Source organism: Sorangium sp. So ce406 (assembly GCF_051474675.1).
GTDB lineage: Bacteria > Myxococcota_A > Polyangia > Polyangiales > Polyangiaceae > Sorangium > Sorangium cellulosum_G.
On record NZ_CP150340.1, the window covers coordinates 5,082,215 to 5,108,748 of the forward strand.

Sequence of the window (26,534 nt, forward strand, 5' to 3'; positions counted from 1 at the left end):
TGGGCTGCGCTCAGCTGTCGGCCGGCGCTGCGGGCGCCTCGAAGGCGGCGCGGAGCGCCAGCGCGCGCTGCTCGATCGCCGCCGAGGCCGGCGGCGGCACCGGCGCCTCCGCCTCGGCCGACAGCGCCATGGCGAAGGCGTCGATCGCCGCCTCGACCACGCCCTCGATCGGGCGCGCCGCGAGCTCGTCGGGCGCGTCGTGCACCGCCACCATACCCATCAGGACCGCGCGCACGTGGGCCGCCGCCCGCGGCGACGGCTCGGCGTCGGCGCCCCGCGCGGCGCGGCCCCCCGCGTCCCCGCCCGCGAGGGCCGCCGCCCTCGCGATCTCGGCGGAGAGCGGCCAGCTCAGGCGCGCCACGAGCCGCTCCTGCACGTAGGCGCGGACGCCGGCGTCCGTGCGCTTGCGCTCCTCGGGCAGCGCCGCGATCGGGCGCAGGTCGGCCGCGAGCTCCCGGCGCGCGGGCTCGAGCGCCTTGTCGATCGCAGCGGCGATCGCGCGCCGCTCGCGGCGCAGGTACGCCGCGCTCGCGCGCAGCCGGTCGGCCTCGGCGCGCGCGCGGCGCACGGCCTCCCGGTCCTCCGCGGCGCGCGCGGAGGCCGCCTGGGCGAGCTCGACCGCGATGCGGCCCGCCTTGCGCCGGAGCGCGCGCTCGCGGAGCGCCTCGCTCGCGTCGACGATCTGCTCGGCGAAGAGCGCCTCGACCTCGGCCCACCCCGACGCCGCGAGCGCCGCCTCGTCGCCGAGCCGCCCCCTGAGCGAGAGCCGCGCCGAGAAGGCGATCGGCGGCGCGAGCGAGGCGATGGCGCTCGCCGCGAGGCTGTCGCGCACGTGCGCGAGCACCGTCTCCAGCGCGTCGGGCTTGAGCCGGTCGGCCTTGTTCGCGAGGATCTGCACGGGCACGCCGAGCGCGCTGATCTCGGAGAGCACGCGGCGCTCCGACTCCTTCATCGCCTGCGGCGCGTCGAGCAGCCAGAGGGCGACGTGGGCCTCGTCGAACGCCCGCCGCGCCTCGGCGATGTGGTCGGGGTCCGGCGCGTTGAAGCCGGGCGTGTCGAGGATCTCGACGCGCTTCAGCCGCTCGATCGGCGCGTAGATGAAGACGCGTGCGACCTTGTCGCCGGCCGCGGCGAGGGCGCGCAGCGTGTCCTTCAGCGCCGCGTGCGGCACGACGCGGTCCTGGCCGCCGCGCACGACGATGCGCGCGAACGGATCGGGCGCCCAGGCGACCCAGTGGAGCGTCGCGGTCGTCGGCAGCACGCCGGTCGGCGCCACGTCCTCGCCGAGCAGCGCGTTCAGGAAGGTGCTCTTGCCGGCGTTGAACTCGCCGACCACGGCGGCGCGGAGCGGGCGCTCGCGCTCCACGGCGAGCGACTCGGTCCCCGCGAGCAGGTCGAGCCGGTCGAGGAGCTTGGCCGTGCGCGCGAGCTCGCGCAGCACGTCGCCCCAGGCGGCGGGGCGGGGCGCGGCGCCGCCCTCCACGGGGGGGAGCCACCCGCGCAGGATCGAGCGGCGGATGTCCTCGGCCCACGCCGCGCCCTCGCCGGTTACCGCGTCGAGCGCGTCGAGCGCCTTGCTCCCCTGCCCCTCGGACGCCATCGCCGCGGCGTCGCGCAGCCGGACGAGGTCGGGCGAGAGCGGCGGCGCCGTCGCGCCGCGCGTGTCCTCGCCCGCCGCCCGCGCGGCGAGCGCGTCGAGCGCGCCGAGGTCGCGCGTCTCGACGGCCATGCGGAGCAGCGCCGCCGCGGCCGCGCGGTCGCCGGCGGAGAGGCCGCGCGCGAGCGCGCGCCGCGCGTCGTCGCGCCGCCCCTCGGCGAAGGCGAACGCGGCGGCCCACGTCGGCTCGTCGAGCGCGCCCGCGGCGCGGACGACGCGGCGCACGCGATCGACGACGAGCACGTCGCGGGAGGCGGCGACGAGCGCGGCGCAGAGCTCCGCCGCGCCCGGGACGTCGAGCACGAGCGCGCGGAGCCCGAGGTCGAGCGCGCGCCCCACGACGGCGGGCGGCGGCGCCCCCGCGGAGTGCCCCGCCGCGGCGCTCGCCTCGGCGAGCGCGAGCTGGGCGAGGACGAGGGCGGCGCGCCCCTCGATGGCGGCGGGCTCGCCCAGGATCTCCGCGGCGGCGCGCGCGCCGTCGAGGTCGCCGCGCGCCAGCGCGCACGCGGCGCGGCGGAGGGCGGCGTCGCGGTCGGGCACGGTCGAGAGCGGCGCCGGGATGCGGTCGAGCCAGCGCTGCGCGCGCGCCGGATCGCCGGCATCGAGGTCGAGATCGCAGAGGTCGAGCAGCGCGAGGCGCGCCGCGTCGCGCTCCTCCGGGGCCGATGCGGCCCGCTCGAGCGCGTCGCGCGCGCCGTCCCAGCCGACGCGCTGCCCCGCGCGCCCGAGGCGGAGCCACACGTCGGCGCGCCAGGGCACGCGCTTCGAGAGGTCCGCGAGCGCGGTGACGACCTCCTCGTCGAGCCAGGCCTCCTCCGCGGCGTCGGCCCAGAGCGCCAGCCCGACGGCCGAGTCGGGCAGGACGGAGAGGATGGTGCGGGCGTGCTCGCGGGCGTCGAGCGGCATGCCCTTCGCGAGCGCGGCCTCGGCGGCGCTGCGCTCGTTCTCGAGGCCGAGCGCGAGGATCTCGACCCGCCCGAAGAATCGATTCAGCGCCTCGACGAGCCTCGCCATGGGCCGGATGAAAGCCCCGGCGGAGGGCGGTCGTCCAAGAAAATCGGCCAGGCCGAGGGCGCGCGCTTGTTTGGTAGAGTGGCCTCGTGCCGCCGGACATCCTCGCAGGGCGCGTCGACGCGCTGGTCGTGACCGCGCTGCAGGACGAGCTCGAGGCGGTGCTCGCGCTCGGCGAGGGCGGCCGGGACGGCTGGCGGGAGGCGCGGGATCCGGCCGGGTTTCCGTACTACGTTCGCGAGCTCCCGAACGACCGCGGCCAGCCGCTCCGCGTCGCCGCGGCGTGGTCGGGGCGGATGGGCGAGAGCGCGGCCGCGGCGAGGGCGCAGGGGCTCATCGAGGAGCTCGACCCGGGGTGCCTCGCGATGTGCGGCATCTGCGCCGGCAAGCGCGGCGAGGTGTCGCTCGGCGACGTGATCGTCGCGGACCGCGTCTACAGCCACGACGAGGGCAAGCGCGTCGCGCCCGGCGGCGACGGCGAGGCCGGCTTCTTCCACGACATCGAGACGTACAACCTCGAGCGCACGTGGAACATGGACGCCGCGCTCTTCGCGCGCGAGTTCGAGCGCGCGACGCCGCTCGCGCGCGAGCGCCCGCCCTCCAGGGCGTCGCAGGCGTGGTGGCTCCGGCACGCGCTCTACGCGAGCGTCGTCGAGGGGGCGCCGCCGCCCGTCGCGCTGCCGGAGCGCGCCGAGCGGTGCCCGGGGTGGACCGAGCGCGTCGGCGAGCTGGAGGCCGAGGGCGTGCTCCGCATCGGCGACCGCGGCCTCGAGCTCACGGAGGCCGGCGTGGCGCAGGTGCGCCGGGAGCGCGTGATCCACCCGGACGGCCCGCCGCCGGCCCGGCCGTTCCGCGTGCACGTCGGCCCGATCGCCACGGGCAAGGCGGTGCAGGAGGACCCCGCGCTGTTCGAGCGGCTGAGGCCGATCGGCCGGAAGGTGCTCGGCGTCGAGATGGAGGCCGCGGCGATCGGCTACGTCGCGGAGCGCCTCGGGCGGCGCTCGATCATCGCGAAGGCGGTGTCGGACCACGGCGACCACGACAAGGACGACAGCTTCCGCGCGTTCGCGTGCCGCGCCTCGGCGGAGTTCCTCTTCGCGTTCCTGCGGCGCACCCTCTCGCCAGGGCGCGCCGAGCACGCCGGGCGAGGCCGCGGGCTGCGCCGCTTCCCGGCGCGCGCGCGGGGCGGCCACGCGGATCCGCACGGCGATGAGATCCTCCTGCCGGGCGAGGGGCGCAGCGACGATTTCCTCTCGCGCGTCGAGCGCGTGTGCAGGCTGCGCGAGCCGGACGGCGTCGAGATCGAGTGGTTCGACGCGCCCCTCCCCTTCGGCGTCTACCTGCGCGTGTCGGTCAACGAGGGCGGCATCGTCCGGATCGCGCCGCTCGCGGCGCTCGAGAGCGGCATCTCGACCGAGGCGGTCTCCGCGTTCCTGGAGAGCATCGACGCCTCGTACCGGCGCGACGACCCGGGCCTCGTGTCCACGCTGATCTACGGCGGCGAGCCCGCGCCGGAGGAGCTCGTGCGTTACGCGAGCGCGCGGCGCGTGCGCCTCGTGCGCTTCCTCGAGTACCAGGGGCTCATCGACTTCCGCGGCTACCTGGCGTGGCAGAACGCCAGGCTCGATCGGGACCCGACGTACCCGTCGGCGCTCTACGTCGAGCAGCGCATCGCGCTCACGATGGGCCAGGAGGAGGCGCTGCGCGAGCGCGCGCTCGACGCGTTCATCGAGCTGCTCGACTCGGAGCACAGCCGGTTCGTGCTGGTGCTCGGCGACTTCGGCACCGGCAAGACGTTCCTCCTGCGCGAGCTCGCGCGGCGCATGGGCAAGGCGGGAGGCCCGCTGACGCCGGTGCTGATCGAGATGCGCGCGCTGGAGAAGGCGCGCGACCTGAACGCCCTCATCGCGCAGCACCTCGCGCTCGCGGGGCTCGGCAAGATCGACCTGCCCGCGTTCCGGCACATGCTCGCCGAGGGGCGGATCGCGCTCCTGTTCGACGGCTTCGACGAGCTCGCCTTCCGCGTCACGTACGACCGCGCGGTCGAGCACTTCGACACGCTGATCCAGGCGGCGCAGGGCAAGGCGGCGAAGGTGGTGGTCACGAGCCGCAGCCAGCACTTCATCTCGGAGCAGCAGGTGCGGTCCGCGCTCGCGGAGAAGGCGGCGCTCTTGCCCGGCTACCGGCTCGCGCGCCTCCAGCCGTTCACCGGGGCGCAGATCCACCGGTTCCTCGTGAACCGGCTCGGCAGCGAGGAGGCGGCCGATGAGCGCGTGCGGCGGCTCGCGGACGTGAAGGACCTGCTCGGCCTGTCGGCGAACCCGCGGATGCTCGGGTTCATCGCCGAGATCGAGGAGGCGCAGCTCCGGCGGGCGAAGGCGGGCGACGGGGAGATCACGTCGGCTGGGCTGTACCGGCTCCTGCTCGACCGGTGGCTCGTCTGGGAATACGAGCGGGCGCACCCGCGGGGCGCGCAGCCCGGGCTGTCGGTGGCGCAGCGGTGGCGTGCGGTGACGGCGCTCGCGACGCGGCTGTGGCAGCGGACCGAGCAGAGCGTGAACATCCGCGAGCTGCCGGCGGAGCTCATCGCGGCGCTGCAGGCGCTCGGGCGGCACGAGCTCGATGTGGACGTGACGCGGCACCAGATCGGGTCGGGCACGCTGCTCGTGTGGGACGACCAGGAGAACTTTCGTTTCATCCACCAGTCGGTGCTCGAGTGGCTCGTGGCGCGGGAGGCGGCCGAGGAGGTGCAGCGCTCCGGCGAGGCGGCTGCGCTCGCGCAGCGCGAGGTGAGCGACCTGATGGCGGACTTCTTCGGGGCGCTCGCGGGTCGCGACGCGGCGGCGCGGTGGGTGCGCGAGGCGCTCGGCGGCGCGCTCGGGGCGGTGGCGGCGGGGAACGCGCTGCGGATCGACGGGCGGATCGGGCTCGGGGTGCGCGAGCGGATGAACCTCGCGGGAGCGGACCTGCGGGGGCAGGACCTCTCCGGGAAGGACCTCAGCGGCTGCGACCTGCGGGGGGCGGATCTGCGGGAGGCGAAGCTCGTGGGGGCCGACCTGAGCAGGGCGCGGCTCGAGGGGGCACGGCTCGACGGCGCGGACCTCTCGGGGGCGGCGCTCTGCGGGGCGGACCTGACGGGGGTGACGGCGGTGCGGGCGCGCCTCGTCGGCGCGGACCTGACCGGGGCGACGCTCGCCTCGGTGAGGCTGCGCGGCGCGAAGCTCGTGGGCGCGCGGGGCGCCCGGTTCGACGCGTGCGACACGTTCGGCGCGGCGATGCCGGACGCGGCGCGATTCGAGCCGACCTGGGTGCAAGAGAGCCGATGCAACGCCGTGGCGATCAGCCCTGATGGGACCTTGCTCGCGTCCGGCCACGTCCGCTGGGTCGTGCTGTGGGACATGGCGACCGGCAGCGCGCTGCGCAGGCTGGATGGTCACTCCGACTGGATCACGAGCCTCGCTTTCAGTCCTGACGGCGACACCCTCGCCTCCGGTTCTGAAGATCACACGGTCCGGCTCTGGGACGTATCGACAGGGAACGTGCTCGGCGTGCTCAAGGGGCACGTGCACCACGTGACGAGCGTGGCCTTCAAGCCCGACAGCGAGATACTGGCCTCCAGCGGTCGAGACAGCACCGTACGACTCTGGCGTGTGACCGCATCGAGTCAGGTCGGCGTGCTCGAAGGCCATCTGGGCGGGGCGATGGCCGTGGCGTTCAGCCCTGACGGCGAGACGCTGGCCTCCGGCGCTCATGACGCCACCGTCCGGCTGTGGGAGATCTCGACAGGCAACCTGCTTCGCGTGTTGACCGGCCACCGGGGCGGCGTGCTCAGCATCGCCTTCAGCCCTGATGGAGAGAGGCTGGCGTCCGGATCGATGGACTACGATATCGGGCTCTGGCAGACGTCGACGGGCGAGGGGCACATGCTGAAGGGGCACTCGCGGCACGTGCGGAGCGTCGTGTTCAGTCCTGACGGCGCGGCGCTCGCCTCTGCCTCGGGGGACGGTTCGGTGCGGCTGTGGCACGAGTCCAGCGTCATGTCGCACGTGCTCGAGGGCCATTCCACAGGCGTGACGAGCGTCGCCTTCAGCCCCGATGGCGCGACGCTCGCGTCTGGCTCGAAAGACCGGACCGTACGGCTCTGGCAGGCGGCGACCGGAGGAGCTCTCCGTGTGCTGCAAGGACACTCGAGGATGGCCATCACGGCGGCGTTGAGCGGCGATGGCGCCACGCTGGCGCTGGGCTCCGAGCAATTCGGCATCTATCTCTGGCGCATGTCGACGTGGAGCGCGTTGCCATCCTTGAAGGAGAGCGGCATATGCTCCTCGAGATTGATCTTCAGCCCTGACAGCACGACGCTGGCGTTCACCGCTTACGATCGCACGATCCGGCTGCGAGAGCTCGGGACGAGCGACAGCGAACGAGTGTTGAAGGGGCACTCCGAGCAGGTCACGGATGTCGCGTTCAGCCCTGATGGGAAGATGCTCGCGTCGAGCTCGTTCGACAGGACGGTGCGGCTCTGGCGCACCGAGGCGGGAGCCCCGCTCCATGTCCTGGGAGTTCACGACGACATCGTGAGCTGCATGGCGTTCAGCCCTGACGGGAAGACGCTCGCATCAGGATCGGTCGATCGAGTCATTCGGCTCTGGGAGGTGAGCGGCGAAGGAGCGGCGCGCGCGCTGGGAGATCACGATAACGTCGCGAGGTGCATGGCCTTCAGCCCTGATGGAGGGACGCTCGCGTCGGGCTCCGACGACACGGTCGTGCGGCTCTGGTCGCTCGTCGACGGAGGCGAGCCACGCGCGCTACGCGGCCATGCCGGCCGGGTGACGAGCGTGACCTTCAGCCCTCACGGGACATTGCTGGCATCGGCGTCCGATGACCGCAGCGTTCACCTGTGGGATGCAGTGACAGGCGACATCCTGCGCGTGCTGCGAGGGCACTCCGATCCGGTCATGAGCCTCGCCTTCACCCCTGATGGCAGCACGCTCCTCTCCGGCTCCACCGACGGAACCCTCCGCTTCTGGGACGTGCGTACCGGCGCTTGTCTCGCCGTGCTCCTCACGCTCCCTGAAGGCTGGGTCGCCTTTCGACCCGACGGCCGTTACAAGCTGGGCGGCAACATCGCGGGCGGCTTCTGGCACGCCGCCAACCTCTGCCGCTTCGAGCCGGGCGAGCTCGACGCGCTGTTTCCCGACCTGCGCATCCCGGACGACGAGCCGCTGCTGCCCATACCGCCTGCCCTCGGCCGTGATTGAGCGCCGCTCGCAGGGAGGTCGGCCGTTCCCGGGCAATTCCGATCGAGGCGGCTCCACGGCGGGGCCTTCGCGCTGCTGGTCGTGGAGATCGACGCCGCAGCGGAGGCCGAGGACGACGATCTGCTACGCTTGTTCGGGCACGGCGAGGCGCGCACCATCGAGGCCCGCCGGTGGCTCTCGCAGCAGCTTGGAGCCGAGGAGATCGCCATGGACATGCACGATCTGGAAGGCTTCGACGAGGTGATCAGGAAACTCCTGGCCACCCTGCCGCCCGAGCGGGTGCTGTCGGCCTACGCCCCCGAGGAGCGCCTGGCGGGCTTGCCGCCGGAGCAGGTGCTGTCGGCCTACGCCCCCGAGGAGCGCTTGGCGGGGCTGCCGCCTGAGCAGCGGGTCGCCGGCCTGCCGCCCGAGCAGGTGCTGCTCGCCTTGCCGGACGAGGTGCTCCGGGCGCTCTCCGATTCCTACCTCGACACGCTCTCGGCAGAGACGCGCGCTGCAATCCGCGCGCGCATCGGACGGTAGGGGCGCAGCACCCACCCCGGGAGCGGCAGCACCGGTTCGCGCGGAAGCGCCGGGGAGAACGTGCGCCGGCGAGGTTCGCTGGTCCGGGCCCCCTCTTGGCAGGGCGGCATCCGCCGAGCCCGCCTAGACTCCGGCCGATGCTCCTCCCCCCGAAAGCGACCGGCCTCGCTGCCCCCGCAGGCGTGGCGCGGCCGTGGCCTTCCGTGCTGGCGACGTGGGGCCCTGGAGAGCGGAGCACGCTGCACGCCCACCACTGCTGGCACCTCGTGCTGGCGCTCGAGGGAGAGCTTCAGGTCCGCACGACCGACAAGAGCCCGTTGCAGCCGGCGAGCGCCGTCCTCACCGCCCCGGACGTCGCGCATGCGATCGACGCGTCGGGCAGGCGCGTGCTCCTCGTGTTCGTCGAGCCGGAGAGCGCCGCCGGCGACGGGCTGGCCCAGGCGCTCGGGGCGTCGAAGCTCGAGATCGTGGGCGGCGAGACGGCGGACCGGCTGCGGTCGTGCATCGCCGCGGTCGGCGACGGCGAGCTCGCCGCGGCGCTGCCCGGCGTGTTCCAGGCGCTGGGGGTCTCGCTCCCGGCGCCCTCGCCGAGGCCGCGGCACCCGGGGATCCAGCGGGTGCTGCGCCACCTGCGGGCGGACGGCGGGAGCGCGGACACGTCGCTCGAGGCGCTCGCGCGCATGGCGCGCCTCTCGCCGGGGCGGTTCATGCACGCCTTCACGGAGAGCGTCGGCGTGCCGCTGCGCCCGTACCTCCTGTGGCTCAAGCTGGAGCGCGCCGGGGCGGCGATCGCCGGCGGCGCGCCGCTCGCGGAGGCAGCCGCCGCGGCCGGCTTCGCGGACGCGGCGCACATGACCCGGACCTTCCGCCGGATGTTCGGGGTGAGCCCCTCCGACCTGAGACGCCGTAGCCAGTTGGTTCAAGACGGCTGAAGGGCCGATTGCCACCTTGCGTGCATGGCACCTCTCCTTGTCCTCACGGTCTCGTTCGCGTTGCTCCTCGTCCTCGGTCGCCTCGGCGTCCAACACCTCGCGAGCTGGGTGACGTGCTTGCGGTACGCCCTCGCGGCGATGTTCCTGCTCACCGCATCGGCCCACTGGGGGAGCCGGCGGGCGGAGCTCGTGGCCATGGTGCCGCCGGCGCTGCCCCATCCCGAGCTCCTCGTGACCGCCACGGGGGTCCTGGAGATCGCGGGCGCGGCGGCGCTCCTCGTGCCGAGGCTCGCGCCCTGGGCCGCCATCGGGCTGACGATCCTGCTCATGGCGATGTTCCCCGCGAACGTCCACGCCGCGCGCGCGGGGCTCACCCTCGGCGGCAGCCCGGTGACGCCGCTCGTGCCGCGCACGCTCCTTCAGATCGTGTTCGTCGCGGCGACGGTCGCCGTGGCGATCAACACACGTGGCCGGAACCGGAGTTTGAGCGGCGCGGAACCGGAGTTGATGGGCGCGTCGCTCGAGGAGGAGACGCGCGCCGCGATGCGCGCGCGCACAGGACGGTAGCGGCTCATGGCCGGGACCGGATGGGGTACCCGGGAACGGCTTACCCGCCGGATCGGACACGTCCCCCCAGGCCCAACCACGGGCTGCCCGTCGCCCCGGTGACAGGTTTGTAAGCCAGATTGCGCCTCCCCCGCGGAACGGGACGGAGCCGTGAGCGCAAGGCGACGCCGGGCGCGTCGCTCCGGTCGGAGGGATGCCGGTCGTGCCTCCGGCGCCGGGACCGCCGCGCGGGCACGATTTCGCCGGCGCGTGCGGGGCGCGGTCAGTGCGGTCGGATTGAACAGGTCGCCGGCGCCGTGGCACGGTCGCCGGCTGGACAAACCGCGCTCACGCGGAGGGAGACCCATGGGCGGAAACAAGGACAAGAAGGCTCGTGCGAAGGACGCGAAGGCCGACAAGAAGGCTGGCGCGAAGGCCGACAAGAGGGATGACGCGAAGGCCGGCAAGAGCGGCGACGTGAAGGCCGCGAAGGCCGGCAAGAGCGATGACGTGAAGGCCGCGAAGGCCGGCAAGAAAGAGGCACGGAGCGCGCGCAAGCGGGATCGGGCGGGGGTCGATCCCGCGGCGCTCATCGCGGAGGCCCGGAAGGACGCGTTCACCGACGAGGCCCCCGAGCGCGCCTTCGCGCACTTCCGGCCGCTCGCCGAGCGGGTGCCGGCCGCGGATCTGCCTGTCTTCACCGGCCAGCCGCTGCTCATGCGCGCGAACGTCAGGGCCGCGCTCGACGCGCTCGAGCCGCACCTTCCGGCCGCCGTGAGCGCGCTGCGCGAGCCCAGGCTCAAGGAGGTCTTCGAGCTGCCAGCGCTGGTCATGGCGCTCGACTTCAGCGCGGCGCGCGTGCCGGTCGCGACGCTCAGCGCGGGAGAGATCGACAGGATGCTGGCCGAAGGCGCGCCGTGGCGCGAGCTGATGCTGAGCTACCTCGAGGTGGCGTCGCACCCGCTGCTCGGCCTCCTGCCCCGCGAGCGGGTCGCCGCCGTGCGCGCGGGCTCGGGCAAGCTCGACAAGGCGCGCGACTTCGTCGCGCTCCCGGGGCTTTTCGCCGAGTTCTCCGGCGCGCTCGCCGGAAAGCACCCGTTCCCGACCGACAGGCTCGACCTGCTCGCCACGCTGGGCGGCGCGCTGGTGCAGCAGGTGCGCCCAGGCAACGCCGCCGCCGCGGTGCCGAAGCGCACCGAGGAGGCGATCCTGCGCGACCGGATCGCGGCGCTCGTCGCCGAGCGCTACGACCACCTCCAGGTGCTCGCGGCCGTCGCGCTCGGCAAGCGCAAGGCCGACGCACTGCTGCCGGCGCTGCGCGCCGCGATCGCGCTCGGCAGCAACGGGGCGGCCGCGGCGCAGGAGGAGGCGCCGGCGGAGACGCCGTCCGAGATCACGGACGGCGCGCCGGACGGGATCGCGGACGGATGACCCGTTGAACGATGTGGGGGTGCGCCGTGCGTGCGCCGCGCTGCGCCCCCTCTCCGTCTCGCGATGTGGAGCGTGCGCCGCGCGCTGCGCCCCCTCCCCGTCTTGAGCAGGCCCATGCGGCGGCCCGAGAAGGTCGTCTGTTAGACTGGCGCCGTGGCGGCAGACCTCATCGACTTCGGCATCGAGCGCAGCCGCCACGAGCACTTCTTCGGTCGAGAGGACGTGCTCGCGGCCATCGATCGCCACCTCGAAGGCGCGGGGGCGTCGGGGCGCTGGGTGCTCGTCACGGGCGGGCCCGGCATGGGCAAGAGCGCGATCCTCTCGCGATGGCTCGACCTGGAGGAGCAGCGCGGCCGCAGGGCGCCGCACCACTTCCTCCGGCGCGACGTGATGGACTGGGATCGGCCCGAGGCGGTCACGCGCTCCCTGTCGGCGCAGATCGAGGCGCTCTACCCGGCGCAGAAGGACCCAGCGGCGAGGCCGGAGAGCCGGCTGATCGAGCTCCTCGCCAGGGTGTCGAAGAACGAGCTCGCCCCCCGCGGAGAGCGCCTGGTGCTCGTCGTGGACGGCCTCGACGAGGCGCGGAGCGAGGGCGCCGGGCAGAACCCGCTGCCGAGCTTCCTGCCGTACGCGCTGCCGCCGCGCGTGCACGCGCTCTGCGCCTCGCGCCCGCAGTACCCGCACCTCGGCTGGCTGGAGAGCCGCGGAAACGTGCGGCGGATCGATCTCGACGCGCCCGAATGGACGGGCTCGAACGAGCAGGCCTGCCGCGCCTTCTGGGCCGACCATGCGCCTCGGTTCACGCCGCGGCTCGCCCCAAGGCTCGTCGAGGAGGCGGTCGCGCGGGCGGACGGGAACCTGCTCTATGCGGTCAAGCTGCGGGAATGGCTCGAGGAGCAGCCGGTCGAACGGCGGCGCGTGGAGCGCCTGCCGCGGGGGCTGAGCGGGTTCCTGGAGCAGATCTGGCAGCAGCTCCGGAGCCTGCCGCGCGAGCAATTCGGGCTGGTCGCGAACGGGCTCGGGCTGATCTGCGCGACGCGGGAAGCGCTGCCGCTCGAGGAGATCGAGGCGGCGTGGGGGTGGAACGACATCGAGGCCGGGGAAGACTTCCTTCGCGCCGCGCGAGCGCTGCTCCTCGAGGAGCCGGCCTCGTGGCGCGGCGCGCGGGCGTACCGGCCGTACCACGAGGCGTTTCGCACCTTCGTCGCGGAGAAGCTCGGGCCGAAACGCATGGCCGAGCTGCACCGGCGGCTACTGGAGACGACGGCCCGGTGGCCGGTGGCCGAGGGGGAGAGCGATTTTCGGAGGCGGTATGGGGCGCGGCACGCGATCACACATGCGCTCGCGGCGGGCGAGCGGGAGAAGGCGCGGGGCCTGTGCCGGGACCTCGGGCTGCTGGAGGCGCTCTGCCGCGCGGATGGGCCGGCGGCGCTCGAGGAGGCGCTGCGCCTCGGCGCGAAGGAGCTCGGGGACGGCGAGGTCGACCTGCTGCACCGGGCGGTGCGGGCCGAGTCACACTGGCTCCGCGACGAGCCGAAAGCGCTGCCGGAGCTGGCCTACAACCGGCTGCGCTCGGCCGGATGGGATGCGGAGCGAATCGCGCGGACACTGCAATTCCCGCGTGGTCTGCCGAAGATCCGGCTGCGGCATCCGGTACGGATGTGGACCGGCGAGGAGCGCACGCTGTACGGCCACGCCGCTCGGGTCAGTGCCTGCGCGCTCAGCCCCGATGGCCAGCGCATCGTCTCCGCCTCCAATGATAGGACGCTCAAGGTCTGGGATCTCGCGACCGGCAAGCTCCTCTCCACCCTCGAAGGCCACACCGGCGGGGTCAGGGCCTGCGCGCTCAGCCCCGACGGTCAGCGCATCGTCTCCGCCGCCAATGATAGGACGCTCAAGGTCTGGGACCTCGCGACCGGCAAGCTCCTCTCCACCCTCGAAGGTCACGCCCGTGAGGTCAATGCCTGCGCGCTCAGCCCCGACGGTCAGCGCATCGTCTCCGCCTCCGGCGACAGGACGCTCAAGGTCTGGGACCTCGCGACAGGCAAACTCTTCTTTACCCTCGAAGGACACGCCGGCGGGGTCAGGGCCTGCGCGCTCAGCCCCGATGGCCAGCGCATCGTCTCCGCCTCCGGCGACAGGACGCTCAAGGTCTGGGATCTCGCGACAGGCAAGCTCCTCTCCACCCTCGAAGGACACGCCGGTGGGGTCAATGCCTGTGCGATCAGCCCCGATGGCCAGCGCATCGTCTCCGCCTCCGGCGACAGGACGCTCAAGGTCTGGGACCTCGCGACAAGCACGCTCCTCTCCACCCTCGAAGGCCACGGCGGTGGGGTCAGGGCCTGCGCGCTCAGCCCCGATGGCCAGCGCATCGTCTCCGCCTCCGGCGACAGGACGCTCAAGGTCTGGGACCTCGCGACCGGTAGGCTCCTCTTCACCCTCGAAGGCCACGCTGGTGCGGTCAGGGCCTGCGCGTTCAGCCCCGATGGCCAGCACATCGTCTCCGCCTCCGGCGACAGGACGCTCAAGGTCTGGGACCTCGCGACAGGCAAGCTCCTCTCCACCCTCGAAGGTCACGCCCGTGAGGTCAATGCCTGCGCGCTCAGCCCCGATGGTCAGCGCATCGTCTCCGCCTCCGGCGACAGGACGCTCAAGGTCTGGGACCTCGCGACAGGCAAACTCTTCTTTACCCTCGAAGGTCACGCCGGTGGGGTCAATGCCTGCGCGTTCAGCCCCGATGGTCAGCGCATCGTCTCCGCCTCCGGCGACAGGACGCTCAAGGTCTGGGACCTCGCGACAGGCAAGCTCCTCGCCACCCTCGAAGGCCACGCCGGCTGGGTCAATGCCTGCGCGCTCAGCCCCGACGGTCAGCGCATCGTCTCCGCCGGCGACAGGACGCTCAGGGTCTGGGACCTCGCGACAGGCAAGCTCCTCTCCACCCTCGAAGGCCACGCCGATTGGGTCAGGGTCTGCGCGCTCAGCCCCGATGGCCAGCGCATCGTCTCCGCCTCCGACGACAGGACGCTCAAGGTCTGGGACCTCGCGACAGGCACGCTCCTCTCCACCCTCGAAGGCCACGCCAGTGGGGTCGGGGCCTGCGCGCTCAGCCCCGATGGCCAGCGCATCGTCTCTGCCTCCGGCGACAGGACGCTCAAAGTCTGGGACCTCGCAACAGGCAAGCTCCTCTCCACCCTCGAAGGCCACTCCGCTTGGGTCAAAGCCTGTGCGATCAGCCCCGATGGCCAGCACATCGTCTCCGCCTCCGACGATAGGAAGCTCAAGGTCTGGGATGCGTCCACAGGGGAATGCCTGGATACAGTGTGCGGAGGCAGCCCATTCATCTGCGTCACTGTATCGCAACGGCTCCTCTGCGCAGGTGACGCAAACGGCAACCTCTGGAATCTCCATTTCACGGACTCGGAACATCAAGCGAAAGGCCTTCTCACGAAGAGGCCCATCCGCCTCTTCTTCGGCTACTCCCACCGGGACGAGACCCTCCGCGACGAGCTGGAGACCCATCTCGCCCTCCTCAAACGCGAGGGGCTCCTCCAGAGCTGGCACGACCGCCGCATCGACGCCGGCGAAGAGTGGGCTGGCCAGATCGACAGGAACCTCGACGAAGCCGACGTGATCCTCCTCCTCGTCAGCGCGGACTTCCTCGCCTCGGACTACTGCTTCGACAAGGAGATGAAGCGCGCCCTCGATCGCCACGACGCCGGCCAGGCCCGAGTCATCCCGATCATCCTCCGAAAGACGGACTGGCAGAGCGCGCCGTTTGCCAGGCTCCAGGCGCTGCCGAAAGGCGCCAGGCCGGTCACCCTCTGGCAGGACCGCGACGAAGCGTGGACCGACGTGGCCATCGGCATCCGGTGCGCCATCGAGGCGCTCCGAGCGCCCTCCGGGTAGCGCCCCGACGTCCACTCCCCGCCCTCCCTCACCGGTACGGCCCTCCCCGCCGCTCCCCCCGCAGCGCCCGCGCGGCCGCCAGCATCGGCTGCAGCACCTCCCGCGCCGCCGCCGGTTGCCCGAGCACCGCCGCGAGCTTCACCGCGATCTCCTCCGGCCCGACCGAGATCACCCCGCCCTCGACATCGCGGAACCACGACACCTGCTCCCGGAGCGCCGCCGCGAGCGCCTCCTTCGCCGCGAGCGCGCCGCCGCCGGCGCCCTCGATCGCCGGCTCCAGCGGCAGCGCGACGCGCGTCCCGGCCGCCGCAGCCCCCTTGAACAACGTCGCCACCTCGAACCGCGCCCCCTCCAGGTAACCCGTCAGCCGCATCGGGCCGACCTGGAGCGAACCGCCGCTCTCCTCGGCGAAGCTGCGCCACGCGGGCAACCACGGCTCCATCGACGCCGGCGGCGGCAGCGCCGCGCCGGCGGCCGCGATCGCCCGCGCGAGCGCCTCGATCTGCCGCAGGAACAGATCGAGCACCGACCCGTCGAACGCCCCCACGGCGCTCCGCACCCGCACCCGCGCGTCGTCCAGCTCCACCTCGGGGAACACCGTCAGCGCAGCGCGCAACGCAGGCGTGAGCGCCGCCAGCACCTGCGCGTCCTCCCGCCCCCGCACCCGGAAACGCCCGTCGAACCCGGGATCCCCGGTGACCACACCGACGAGCTCCAGGGCGCGCCGCGGCCGCACCTGAAGATCCAGCCCCCAGGGCTCCGCGATGTGCACCGTCGCGCCCAGGCCGGCGGCCGGCCGCTCGTCCACCGGAGCCACCTCGACGACGCAGCCCGCCTGGACGCCGCGGAGCCCCAGCCCGTCCACCCCCTCACGCAGCGAGAGACCAGCCCTCTCGCCCGCGCGCGCCCAGACCGCGCGCCATCGGGCCGCGCCGACCCGTGGACGCTTCGCGTCGCCCCCGGGCCGCGGCGCGAACGAGCCGATGTCCACCGGCACGCGGTGCACCAACCGGCCGCCCGCGTGCTCCAGCACCGCCTCCAGCGCGTACTCCAGCGAGACCTCCTCGGCGCTGAAGGTGGGCGCGAGATCGCCCGGCACCTCGATGCGGAAAGGCACCTCCTGCCCCTCATGGGTCCCCGCGAGATCCCGGAAGAACGACAGCCTGTGGGTCTCGCTCGACGAGCGCTGCCCTCCCACATCGACCCGCTCGACGCCGACCAGGGCGACCTCGAGGGCGCTGGCGCGACGCCCCCCGAGCCCGCCGAAGGCGACGGCGCCGGTCAGCATGTCGCCGGGGGCGAACGTGCGATCCGGCAGCGACACCTCGACGAACGCGCCGGCTCCGCGGGCGCTCGCGCCGGTGAACGGCTCGGTCCTCGGCCGCGGCCCGACCGCGGGCCGAACGACGATGTCCCCGCTCTCCTCCGCGTCGGGCCACCACGGGATGGATACAACCGCGGTGACGCCGCACTGAAGCTCGGCGACGAGCCCCCTGTGCGTCGGCGGGACATCGCGGGGCAGCGTGAACGAGGCCCGGTAGCCATGCACGCCCTCCTCGAGGCGCCCCCGCCCGGCCACCTCCTCGCTGATGACGAGCCGATCGCGCGCCTGGAGGACATCCTGACGGCCCATCGACCAGAGCGTCTGCGTGTACTTCAGGGTCACGCGCACGAAGTCGATGGGCGTCGCCGAGGCGCTTTCGAGCGAGAGCTCGACGTCGAACGTCTCGCCCGGATGCACGACCTCGGGCAGGCGCAGCGCGATGAACGGACGGCTCCTCATCGCCCCCGAGCGTAAACGATGGCGCTCGCCGGCGCGCGCTCTCCGGCGTAGCCGCCCTGCTCGCCCAGCGACGCGCCTGTCTGCCCAGCAGCGCGCGTTTTACCCGCCCTGCAGCGTCGCTCCGCCGCGCGCCATGTACGCCGCGAACAGCGCCGGCGCGAGCCGCTTCATCGCGCGCCGCGCCTCGATCACCGCCTCGCCGGACCGGCGCGCCTCGCGCGACGACGCCGTCGCGAGCGCCGCGACGAAGCGCCGCGCACGCGAGAGCGCCTCGTCCTGCTCCGTCGACCGCGGCTGCTCGACGACAGCACCTCCACACGCGACCGCCTCCCCGGAGCCCACCTCGTCGAGCGCGATCCCGACGGGCGACGGCAACACGCCCATCACGATCCCCACGGGCGCCGACCACGCGGCAGGCTCCTCCTCGATCTCGAGCTCGTAGCGCGCGACGTCGGGCAGGCCGCGCACCGCCTCGTCGCGCACCGACGCGAACGCCGCGTCGAACGGATCACAGAGCAGCGCCTCCAGGTAGAGCCGCCGCGCCGCGGGCTCCCCGAGCGCCGTCGCCGCGTCGGCGAGCAGGAACAGCGTGCGCGCGCTCCGCCGCGCCTGCGCCGCGGCCGCGAGCGAGGCGTGCGCCTCGGCCGCGTCGCCCGCGGCCAGCCAGTAGTACCCCGGAGGCTGCCCCTCGAGCCGACCGTCGTCCCCCTCCGCCTCACGGAGCGCCTCGGCCACCCGGCGCAGGAGCACGCGGTGCAGCGCCGCGAAGGGGCCGCTCGCGGGATCGAGGCTGCGCGCTATCCCGAGCAGCGCGGTCGCCGGCGCGGCAGAGCCCATCGCCTGCACGAGCCTCTGCTCCAGCGCGGCGACGCGCTCGGACTGGCGGCGGACGTCGGCGTCGGCCGGGTGGAGCGCCGCGAGCTCCGCGAGCATCCGCCGCGCCTCGCCGAGCTCCCCCGCGGCGACCGCCTCGGCCGCGAGCGAGAGCTGCAACGTGCGCTGCGCGAACAGATCGAGCTGACCGGCGCGCGCGCCGCCGCCGGGCGCGAGCCCCGCGGCCCCGCCGAGCGGCTCCGCGGGGAGCGTGCGGCCTTCGAAGAGGGAGAGCTGTCGCATCTCGAGATCGGGCTCCGCGCGGGCGCGCCGAGCCTACCTCGAGCGATGCCACGTCGATGGCATTGCATCGACCTGGGCGGGTTTGCCGATGCGTGTGCGCCGCGCGCCGCGCGCCGCTCGGCCCGCGGGGCCATGTCCGCCCGGCAGCGAACAGCGCAGCGGCGCAGCGCGCGCCACGCAGCACCTTGTCAGGAGAGGCGCTCGAGCGCTCGGCGCGTGAGCGCTCCTACTCGGCCGCCTCGCCCAGCCACGCCCGCGCGAGCTCGAGCGTGCGGGCGTTGTCGGCCGCGCGTTCCAGGAAGTGCTCCCGGAACACGGCGTCGCGGATCTTGGCCGCGCGCTCGAGCAGCCGCGCGCGGGCCGCGGCGATCGCCTGCGCGGCCTCGGCGCTCTGACCGCAGGCCCACAGCGCCTCGGCGTGGACCAGGCGCACCACCGACTCGCCCTCCTCCACGCCCACCTCGTCGAGCAACGCGCGCGCCCGCTGCGCGGCGGCGAGCGCGTCGGACGCGCGGCCGAGGTGGAGCAGCGCGCGGCCGAGCACCGCGACGGCGTAGGCGCGCAGCGGCGGGGCCCGCTCGAAGAGCGCCTCCGCGGCCCGCGCCTCGCGCGCGGCGGCCTCGGGATCGCCCGCGAGCACCAGGATGCTCGCGAGGTAGACCCGCGCGCAGCCCTCCATGCGCACGTCGCCGTGGCGCTCCAGCATCGCGCACGCGGTCTCCTCGACCGACCTCGCCTCGTCGAGCCGACCGCGGTACGCGAGCACCAGGCCGAGGTTCTGGAGCACATAGGCCGTGGTGCCGCGCAGCTCCATCCGCTCCGACTCGGCGAGCGCCTGGCGCAGCGCCGCCTCGGCCTCCTCGAGCTGACCCGCCTGGCCGTACCAGTAGCCCAGGTTCATCCGCGCCATGCAGGCCCGCCGCACGTCGCCGGCCCGCTCGAACGCCGCGAGCGCCGCCTCGATGCCCGAGAGGCTCGCGCCGGCGTCGCCGCTCGCGTGCGCGCGGATCGCCCGCGCCTCGTGGAGGTTCGCGAGCGCGTCGAGATCCGGCGTCGCGGCGCCCTCGATCGCGCCCTCCGCGGCCTCGAGCAGCGCGTCGGCCAGCGCGTAGCGCCCGCCGAAGACCAGCATGAGCGCCGCCGAGCTCAGGCAGACGCTCTTCGCCGAGCTCCCGTCGTCGAGGGGCGCGGGCGCGTCGCGCGCGACGCCGGCCCAGCGCTCCACGCGCTCGTGGCCGCCCATCGTGCCCGCGGCGAGGATGATCTGCGTCACCGCGGAGAACCACGCCGCGCTGCCCGGCGCGAGGTGCTCCGCGGAGGCCTCCGCGCGCTCCTCGGCGAGCGCGACGTCGCCGCGCCAGAAGTGCGCCTGGCCCTCGAGCAGGCGGAGCTCGCCGACGGTCGCGGGCGCGGGATCGCAGGCGACGCCGCGCGCCGCCCGGGCGAGCACCGCGCCGAGATCGTTGCCGCGCAGCGCCTGCCGCGCGGCCACGAGGTACGCCGTGGCCGCGCGCGCGGGCTCGCCGCCGCGCTCGAAGTGCTCCGCGAGCGCCATGGGGTCGGCCTCGCCGCGCTGCGCGAGGAAGCCGCCCGCTAGCGCGTGGCCGAGCCGCCGGTCGCCCTCGGTCAGCATGCCGTAGGCGGCCTCGCGGAGGAGCGTGTGGCGGAAGCGGTACGCCGCGTCGCCCTCGGCGCCCGGCGGCGTGAGCCGCAGGATCGTCTCGCGCCGCGCGAGCTCGTCGAGCTCGGGCGCGACCTCCGCCCGGCCGACCAGCGCGGCGACGCCCGCCTCGGTGAACGCCTCGCCGAAGACGCTCGCGGCGCGGAGCACCCGGCGCGCCTCCGGGTCGAGCGCGTCGAGCCCGGCCTGCACCATCGCGAGCACCGTCTCCGGCGGCGCCGAGGTCCTGCCGCGGGCCGCGGCGCGGATCTGCTCCTCGAGATAGAGCGCGTTGCCGTCGGCGCGATCGACCAGCGTCCGCACGAGCTCCGCGCTCGCCCGGTCGCCGAGCGCCTCGCGCACGAGCCGCTCGCCGCCCGCGGGCGGCAGCGGCGCGAGGCGGACCTCCCTCACGAGGCGCGACCCCCAGAGCCCCGGGAAGAGGTCGTGCACGCCGGGCCGGGCCAGCGCGAGCACCGCGAACGGCCTGCCCTTCAGGTTGCGCAGCGCCGCCTCGACCAGCGTCACGGTCGGCAGATCGCCCCAGTGCAGGTCGTCGAGCGCGAGGAGCACCGGCTGCGCGGCGCACTCGGCGTCGAGGAAGTCCTCCCACGCGAGGCGGAGCTGGTCGCTCATCAGGAGCGGGCGCCGCCGCGCCGCCCGGAGCCGCACGTCGTCGTCGTCCGGGAACGGCGCGCCCGCGAGCTCGCCGAGGAACGGCGAGACGCGCGCGACCGCCTCCGCCCCGCAGCGGCGCGCGACGCGGCCCTGGATCTTGCGCCGCCGCGACGCGATCGGCTCGCCGTCGTGCAGGCCGAGCGCGCGGCGGAGCGCGCGCTGGATCAGGCCGAAGGCGGAGCCAGCGCTCATCGGATCGGCCTGGCCGACCCACACCTCCAGCGGCTCGCCCCGCGCCCTGAGCGCGCGGATGAGCTCGTAGCAGAGCCGCGACTTGCCCGCGCCCACCGCGCCGGTGACGAGCACCGCGCCCGGAGCCCCGCCGCGGAGGCAGCCGTCGATCTCGGCCGCGATCTGCTCGAGCTCGCGCTCGCGGCCGACGTACGGCGTCGCCCGGCCGAGCAGCGGGGGCGGCGTCTCGGGCTCCTCGCGCGCGCCGTGGAGCCAGCAGCCCGACGCGTCCCGGGTCGCGTCGAACCGCGCGCCGAGCAGGCCCGCGGTCGTGTCGTCGATGCGGATCGCCGCCGGCCGGCGCGGCTCGCGGGAGCCCTGGACGAGCTGCACCAGCCGATCGATCACCGCGCCGACCGGCAGCCGCGCCGCGACCTCGGCGCGGCCGGTGACCAGCGAGAGGCGGGCGTCGCCGAGCAGCTCCCGGAGCGAGAGCGCGCAGCGGGCCGCCTGCGCCGCGAGGTCGGTGGGCGCGGACGAGCCCGAGAGCGTGACGAGCAGCCAGCGCGCGTCGAGGAGCTCGATCCGGCCGCGGTGGCGCTCGACGAGCTCGCGGATCGCCTGCGCCCGGCGCTCGTCCTCGGCGTCGGAGAGCGTCGCTTCCGCGTCGGCGTGGCCCTCGCGCGCGAGGAGGAGGCACATGACCTTCCGCTCGCTGGTCGTGATCTCGCGCGCGCAGTGCGACGGGGGGTGGGACGACGCGGGCTGCGACAGCGGCCCGGCGTCGACGCGGCGATCGTGCGCCTCCGAGGCGAGCGCCGCCGCGACCGCGGCGCCGTCGCGCGGCCGGGACTCCCGCGGCTTCGACAGCATCCGCGCGACGAGCCGATCGAGCCAGGCGGGGACGTCGCCGCGGAGCTCCCTGAGCCGCGGCGGCTCCTCGAGGAGGACCTTCATGAGCACCGAGAGCGGGTCGTCGCCGGCGAACGCGGCGCGCCCGGTCAGGCACTCGAAGAGCACGCTGCCGAGCGCGAACACGTCGGCGCGCGCGTCGATCTGCGGCTCGCCGCGGGCCTGCTCCGGGGCCATGTACTGCGGCGTGCCGCGGATCTCGCCGAGCGTCGGGAACTCCTCCTCGTCGCCGGAGAGGCGCGCGACGCCGAAGTCGATGAGCCTGACGCGCTGGAGGTCGCCGCCCTCGAGGACGAGGTTGCCCGGCTTCACGTCGCAGTGCACGAAGCCGAGCCGGTGGACGGCGGCGAGCGTCTCGGCCACGTGCGCGGCGAGCGTCAGGCTCTCGCCGAGGGTGAGCGGCGCGCGGTCGAGCCGCTCCGAGAGGGTCTCGCCCTCGATCCACTCCGTCGCGAGGTAGAGGCGGCCCCCCGGCGTCGCGCCGTGCGCGACGTGGCGGGCCGTGCCCGGGAGCCTGAGCGTCGCGAGGGCGAGCGCCTCGCGCGCGAGGGTGCTCAGCGCCGGCGTCGCGGCCGTCTGCAGCAGCTTGAGCGCGACAAGCTCGCCTGACCGCCGGTCGCGCGCGCGGTACACGCGCGCCGTCGCGCCCGAGGCGGCGTGCTCCTCGATCTCGAACCGGTCGTCGACGACCTCTCCTGATTGCATCGAGCTGACGCGCTCCGGGCGGGCGCACTGCCGCTTCTATGCAGCGTGCCAGCGACGCGCATCCGCCGTCCACTGCCGCCTGCTCCGACGTGGCGCGGCGCGCGTGCCGGCTCACGTTGCCGGCGGCCACGGCGACGCGGCACGCGCCGCGCACGAGCGCGCACCTCGCCCGCGCGCGGCGTCCTCGCGGCGCGCGGCGCGCATGGCGGCGCACCTCGACCGCGCTCGCGTCAGCGCGGGGCCGCGCCCTCCGCGCCGGTGCGCCGCAGCACCACGTACCGGAGGTGCGGCACGCCGCTCACCGCCACCGGGGCGAACGCCTCGCCGGCGCCGGGCAGGCGGGCGAGGCGCTGCTCCACCCCGCGCGCGAACCGCGACGCGGTCCACGGCGACGCGAGCGCCTGCCCCTCGGCGAGCAGTAGCACCAGCGCGTCCACCCCGCGCGCGTCGAGCAGCGCCGCGGGGATCCGCTTCGTGGTGTGCCCGCCGGGCAGCGCGGCGACGGCCGGGTCGGTGACCCCCGCGAGATCGACGAGGGTCGCGCCCGTCGCCGCCCCGAGCCAGCCGATGTCGAGCGCCGCGACGACCTCTGCGCCGGCGATCGCGCCGCGGAGCTCCTCGACGACGCGCAGCCGCTCGCCGGCCACGCGCGCGGCGGTCGGTCCGATCCGCACCATCACGAAGAGCTGACCGGCGAGCGCGAGCGCGATCCGCGGCGCCGTGGCGCGCGCGTCCGCTGCGGAGGCGACGTGGGCCGCCGCGAGCACCACCGCGGGCAGCGCCGGGACGACGAGCCGCGACAGCGGCATCCAGTCGCCGCCCGCCGCCGCGACCGCGAGGAAGTGCACGGCCACCGCCGCGAGCAGCCCGCGCGGCCACGCCGGGAGCGCGCGCCACGCGAGCGGCGCGACGAGCGCCACCGGCCCGGTGAGCAGGAAGCACGCGAACGCGTAGCGGGCCCCGAGCGCCGCGTCCGGCGCCTTCGCGAGCGCGGCGAGCGGCGCGGCGCGCCCGAAGGTGGCGAGCCGCGTCAGCGCCACGGCGACGAAGGGGGCGCCCGCGAGCGCGAGCGCGGCGAGCGCGCGGGCCCACGCCGGTCGCGGCGGTCGCGGCGGCGCCTCGGCCTGGCCTTCATGGTCGCGCCGCGAAACCGCCTCGCCCCGGCCGCCGCCTCGCGGAGCCGCCGGGGCCGCGATCGCCACCACGAGCGCGAACGGAAGGAGCTCTGGCCGGAGCGCCGCCGCGACCCCCGCGCAGGCGGCGCCGGCGAGGGCCTGGCCGAGGGACGGCAGCGCGACGGCGAGCGCGCCGAGCGCCGCGACGAGCCCGGTCTCCATGCCCGCCGCGCTCCAGGCGCCGAGCGGGGCCGACGCCGGCACGAGCAAGAGCGCCGCGAACCGCGCAGGTCGGTCGGAGGCCCGGTCGACCGCGAGCGCCAGCACCCCCGCGGCGAGCGTCCACGCGGCGACGCCGATCGCCTTGGCAGCCGCGAGCGCGGCGAGCGGGCCTCCGGCCGCGAACGGCGCGAGCAGGAACGCCCACCCGAGCGGCGTCACGCCGTCGGTCACCGGCCCCGCCGCGTTGAAGCGGTAGCCCAGGCCGCGCGCGATGTGGTGCGCGTAGCGCGCCGTGATCAGGGCGTCGTCGACCGTGAACCCGGAGAGCGCGAGCGCGGGCAGCAGCGCCGACAGCGCGCCGGCGAGCGCGACCAGCAGCGCGCGCCTCCGCCTCGTCACGCCGCCCGTGCGTCCGCGCGGCGCTCGGGCCGGCAGGAGGCGCCGGCGCCCGCCCCCGGCGGCATCTCGCGCTCCCCCGGTCGCGCTTCATCGAGGACGCATCGCCCGGGGAACATGCGTTCGTGTTGTACGGCGTTCGCCACGTGCAGCGATCCTGTGGCAGGCGCACGAGGGACGCAATCGCGCTCGCCTGCCCGCAACCGCGCATGAGGCACATGAGAGCGCGTGGGGGCGCGCAAAGGCTCATGGAGACGTGGGGGCACATCGACGTGGACGCGTGTGGACGCCGCAGAGCTCGCGGACGTCGTGAACGCCTGGGCCCGGCGTCCGGCGTCGTCGTCTCGCGTCGTGGACAGCGAGCGGCGACGGCGCCGCTGCAGCGGCTCGCGGCGGCAGCCATGCGCCCTCGTGGACGGTATAGTTGCTCGCATGGCACTTCCCGCCGCGCTCCTGGCCGCCGTCGAGCGGCACTCCTGTTTTACCGGCTGCTATCGCAGCGAATCGGAAGTCCAGGTCTGCATCGATCCGGCGCAGGCGCTCGTGCCGACTGTGCCTGTCTGCTGCAGCGATTGCCTGAACTTTCATCCGGCAGCGCTCGTGAGCCTGCTGCCGCTCGGCATGACGTCCTACGCGCTCGCGAACGCGCTGACCACGCACGTCCGCTCGCTGCGCGGCTACAAGTGGGCGACAGGCGGCTACCACACCGCGGGCACCGGCTTCTGGCTCAACGCCGCCTATTACGGCAACGGCCTCTTCCTGGTCGACGCCGCGCGCAACCGCAACGCGCGCACGGACGTCGACATGCTGATCGAGGCTTTCCAGCACGGGATCGTCCAGCCCGAGGATCCGCGCATGCTCGATCCGGCGCTCTACACGTCCGAGCTCGCGTACATCAACATGTCGAGGCCGATCCTGCCGGTCCGCACGAAGCAAGATCTCCTGGCCTCACCGCAGCGCAGCGCCACCCCGAGGCAGGGGTTCTCGCGGGTGTCGATCGTGGAGTTCCAGCCGCTCGCAGCGACCACCGCGTCGGCGGGCGCGCCGGCGGCGAAGCCGGCCAAGCAGGCGCCGACGCCCCGCGAGCTCAAGCTGGGCGACACCTGCCCGACGTGCGGCGCCGCGGTCATGGAGCGGCCGCTGTTCTCGGGCACGTTCGTCGGCTGCCTCTGCTGAGGGCGCCCGCAGGGTCGGCTCGCCTCCTGTTGAGCGCGCCCGCAGGGTCAGCTCGCCTCCTGTTGAGCGCGCCCGCAGGGTCAGCTCACATCTGCCGAGCGCGCCCGCAGGGCCGGATCACGGCGTCGGCGGGGTCGCGCGCCACACGGTGCCTCCGGTCGCCGGATCGATCGCGCGCAGCGCGGCGCCGCTCACGGCCGCGCCGCTCACGATGTACACGTAGGGGCCCGAGGCCTTCGCCACGAGGAGCCGCTCGCCGAGGTAGCCCGCCGGGACCTCGTACCGGCTCGCCCCGGACGCGGGGTCGAGGGCGATGATCCGCGGCTCCGTGCCGCCCACGACGTCGAGGCCGAGCACCACGGCGGCGCCGCCGCTCGCGACGAGGAACAGGTCCGGCCGCCCGCCGGAGACCGGCGCGCGCGCCGGGAGATCCCGCTTCCAGATCGACGCGCCGCCGCGCCGCCCCTCGGCGGTGAGGCGCGGCGGCCCCTCGGCGGGCACGGTGAGGGCGACCTCCACGTCGCCGACCTGGACCACGCGGGGGTTCTTCTTGCGCTCCCAGAAGTGCCCGGTGATCGCCGCAGGCGCCGGCGCGGTCGGGCAGTCGGTCGCCTCGCCGCCGGAGAGCGCGATCCCCATCGCCGCGCCGTCCTTCATCACCACGGTCGCGCAGCCGTCGCCGCCGGCGACCTCGTCGGGGACCGCGGGCAGGCTCGCCGCCCAGCGCTCCTTTCCCGTGCGGGCGTCGAGCGCGCGCAGCGTGGGCTCCTCCCCGCCGCCCGCGAGCACCGTGCTCCCGTTCGGGCAGGCGAGCGCGTCCGGCCGCTCGAACTCCTGCGACGACCAGAGCCCCTGCCCGCTCCGTCCGTCGATGGCCACGACCCGCCCGCGCGTCTTGCCGTCCTGCCACAGCACCGGGTCGGGCGCGTCGTCGCCGTTCGCGTCCACGAAGCAGAGCGCGTCGAGCTGCGTCGTGAGCTGGCGCGCGCGCGGCGCCGGCTCCTGCGGCTGCTCGACGCGCGCGAAGAACATCACCGCGAAGCCGACACCCACCACGGCCATGGTCGCGGCGAGGAGCGCCTTCACCGCCCTCGACGGGCCCGGGGCGGGCGCAGGGGCGGTCAGCGGCGCTGCGGGCGGCGCGACCGGCGGCGCGGCCGCGCCGCGGACGGGGGGGTTCTCGGCGCCGCAGCGCGGACATGTGATCCCCCCATGACCACCTGCCTCCAGCGAGGCGCCACAGCTCCTGCAGGGCCGCATCGCGACAGTCTATCGCCGGCGGCTGCCCGCGATCGAGAGCGACCGTGAGCGGCGCGCGGGCGGCGCTGCCTCGCCAC

13 protein-coding genes are annotated in these 26,534 nt (G+C 74.9%); 7 read left to right on the forward strand and 6 right to left on the reverse strand.

Annotation, left to right across the window (positions count from 1 at the left end):
* Positions 1–10 precede the first annotated feature (10 nt).
* Positions 11–2,671, reverse strand: a complete 2,661-nt coding sequence (locus tag WME96_RS18590) for a dynamin family protein (RefSeq protein WP_437291450.1) — start codon at positions 2,669–2,671, stop codon at positions 11–13.
* Positions 2,672–2,757: 86 nt separating this feature from the next.
* On the opposite strand from WME96_RS18590, the gene WME96_RS18595 reads away from it, so the two are divergent.
* The 6 genes from WME96_RS18595 to WME96_RS18620 all read left to right on the forward strand — a co-directional run bounded on the left by WME96_RS18595 (position 2,758) and on the right by WME96_RS18620 (position 15,263).
* A complete protein-coding gene (locus tag WME96_RS18595) occupies positions 2,758–7,926 on the forward strand; it encodes a pentapeptide repeat-containing protein (RefSeq protein WP_437291451.1) in 5,169 nt (1,722 codons plus the stop codon).
* An 81-nt stretch (positions 7,927–8,007) separates the two neighbouring features.
* Entirely contained in the window at positions 8,008–8,448 is a 441-nt protein-coding gene (locus WME96_RS18600; protein ID WP_437291452.1) for a hypothetical protein, read from the forward strand.
* Between the two features lie 137 nt (positions 8,449–8,585).
* Positions 8,586–9,380, forward strand: coding sequence for a helix-turn-helix domain-containing protein (locus WME96_RS18605; RefSeq protein WP_437291453.1), 795 nt, complete (start codon positions 8,586–8,588; stop codon positions 9,378–9,380).
* A 24-nt stretch (positions 9,381–9,404) separates the two neighbouring features.
* Complete coding sequence (locus WME96_RS18610) at positions 9,405–9,947, forward strand: DoxX family protein (protein WP_437291454.1); 543 nt, start codon at positions 9,405–9,407, stop codon at positions 9,945–9,947.
* 345 nt (positions 9,948–10,292) lie between these two features.
* A complete protein-coding gene (locus tag WME96_RS18615) occupies positions 10,293–11,357 on the forward strand; it encodes a hypothetical protein (RefSeq protein ID WP_437291455.1) in 1,065 nt (354 codons plus the stop codon).
* A 153-nt stretch (positions 11,358–11,510) separates the two neighbouring features.
* Complete coding sequence (locus WME96_RS18620) at positions 11,511–15,263, forward strand: outer membrane protein assembly factor BamB family protein (protein ID WP_437291456.1); 3,753 nt, start codon at positions 11,511–11,513, stop codon at positions 15,261–15,263.
* Positions 15,264–15,291: 28 nt separating this feature from the next.
* On the opposite strand, the gene WME96_RS18625 is transcribed toward WME96_RS18620, so the two are convergent.
* The 4 genes from WME96_RS18625 to WME96_RS18640 form a co-directional block, all read right to left on the reverse strand.
* Positions 15,292–17,046 carry a hypothetical protein gene (locus tag WME96_RS18625; RefSeq protein ID WP_437291457.1) on the reverse strand — a complete coding sequence of 585 codons (1,755 nt, stop codon included), beginning with the start codon at positions 17,044–17,046 and terminating at the stop codon, positions 15,292–15,294.
* Positions 17,047–17,145: 99 nt separating this feature from the next.
* Complete coding sequence (locus WME96_RS18630; protein WP_437291458.1) at positions 17,146–18,162, reverse strand: hypothetical protein; 1,017 nt, start codon at positions 18,160–18,162, stop codon at positions 17,146–17,148.
* Between the two features lie 226 nt (positions 18,163–18,388).
* A complete protein-coding gene (locus WME96_RS18635) occupies positions 18,389–22,288 on the reverse strand; it encodes a serine/threonine-protein kinase (RefSeq protein ID WP_437291459.1) in 3,900 nt (1,299 codons plus the stop codon).
* A gap of 230 nt (positions 22,289–22,518) precedes the next feature.
* Entirely contained in the window at positions 22,519–24,024 is a 1,506-nt protein-coding gene (locus WME96_RS18640) for a hypothetical protein (protein ID WP_437291460.1), read from the reverse strand.
* 429 nt (positions 24,025–24,453) lie between these two features.
* Between WME96_RS18640 and WME96_RS18645 the strand changes: the two genes are divergently transcribed.
* Entirely contained in the window at positions 24,454–25,197 is a 744-nt protein-coding gene (locus WME96_RS18645; RefSeq protein ID WP_061617999.1) for a hypothetical protein, read from the forward strand.
* Between the two features lie 117 nt (positions 25,198–25,314).
* On the opposite strand, the gene WME96_RS18650 is transcribed toward WME96_RS18645, so the two are convergent.
* On the reverse strand, positions 25,315–26,457 hold the full coding sequence (locus WME96_RS18650; protein WP_437291461.1) for an outer membrane protein assembly factor BamB family protein: 1,143 nt from the start codon (positions 26,455–26,457) through the stop codon (positions 25,315–25,317).
* Between the last annotated feature and the right edge of the window lie 77 nt (positions 26,458–26,534).

Bases quoted from the DNA above. Each gene is read 5' to 3' on its own strand.
- WME96_RS18590 (WP_437291450.1), bottom strand. From the start codon at position 2,671: ATGGCGAGGCTCGTCGAGGCGCTGAATCGATTCTTCGGGCGGGTCGAG.
- WME96_RS18605 (WP_437291453.1), top strand. From the start codon at position 8,586: ATGCTCCTCCCCCCGAAAGCGACCGGCCTCGCTGCCCCCGCAGGCGTG.
- WME96_RS18610 (WP_437291454.1), top strand. From the start codon at position 9,405: ATGGCACCTCTCCTTGTCCTCACGGTCTCGTTCGCGTTGCTCCTCGTC.
- WME96_RS18615 (WP_437291455.1), top strand. From the start codon at position 10,293: ATGGGCGGAAACAAGGACAAGAAGGCTCGTGCGAAGGACGCGAAGGCC.
- WME96_RS18625 (WP_437291457.1), bottom strand. From the start codon at position 17,046: ATGAGGAGCCGTCCGTTCATCGCGCTGCGCCTGCCCGAGGTCGTGCAT.
- WME96_RS18630 (WP_437291458.1), bottom strand. From the start codon at position 18,162: ATGCGACAGCTCTCCCTCTTCGAAGGCCGCACGCTCCCCGCGGAGCCG.
- WME96_RS18635 (WP_437291459.1), bottom strand. From the start codon at position 22,288: ATGCAATCAGGAGAGGTCGTCGACGACCGGTTCGAGATCGAGGAGCAC.
- WME96_RS18645 (WP_061617999.1), top strand. From the start codon at position 24,454: ATGGCACTTCCCGCCGCGCTCCTGGCCGCCGTCGAGCGGCACTCCTGT.
- WME96_RS18650 (WP_437291461.1), bottom strand. From the start codon at position 26,457: ATGCGGCCCTGCAGGAGCTGTGGCGCCTCGCTGGAGGCAGGTGGTCAT.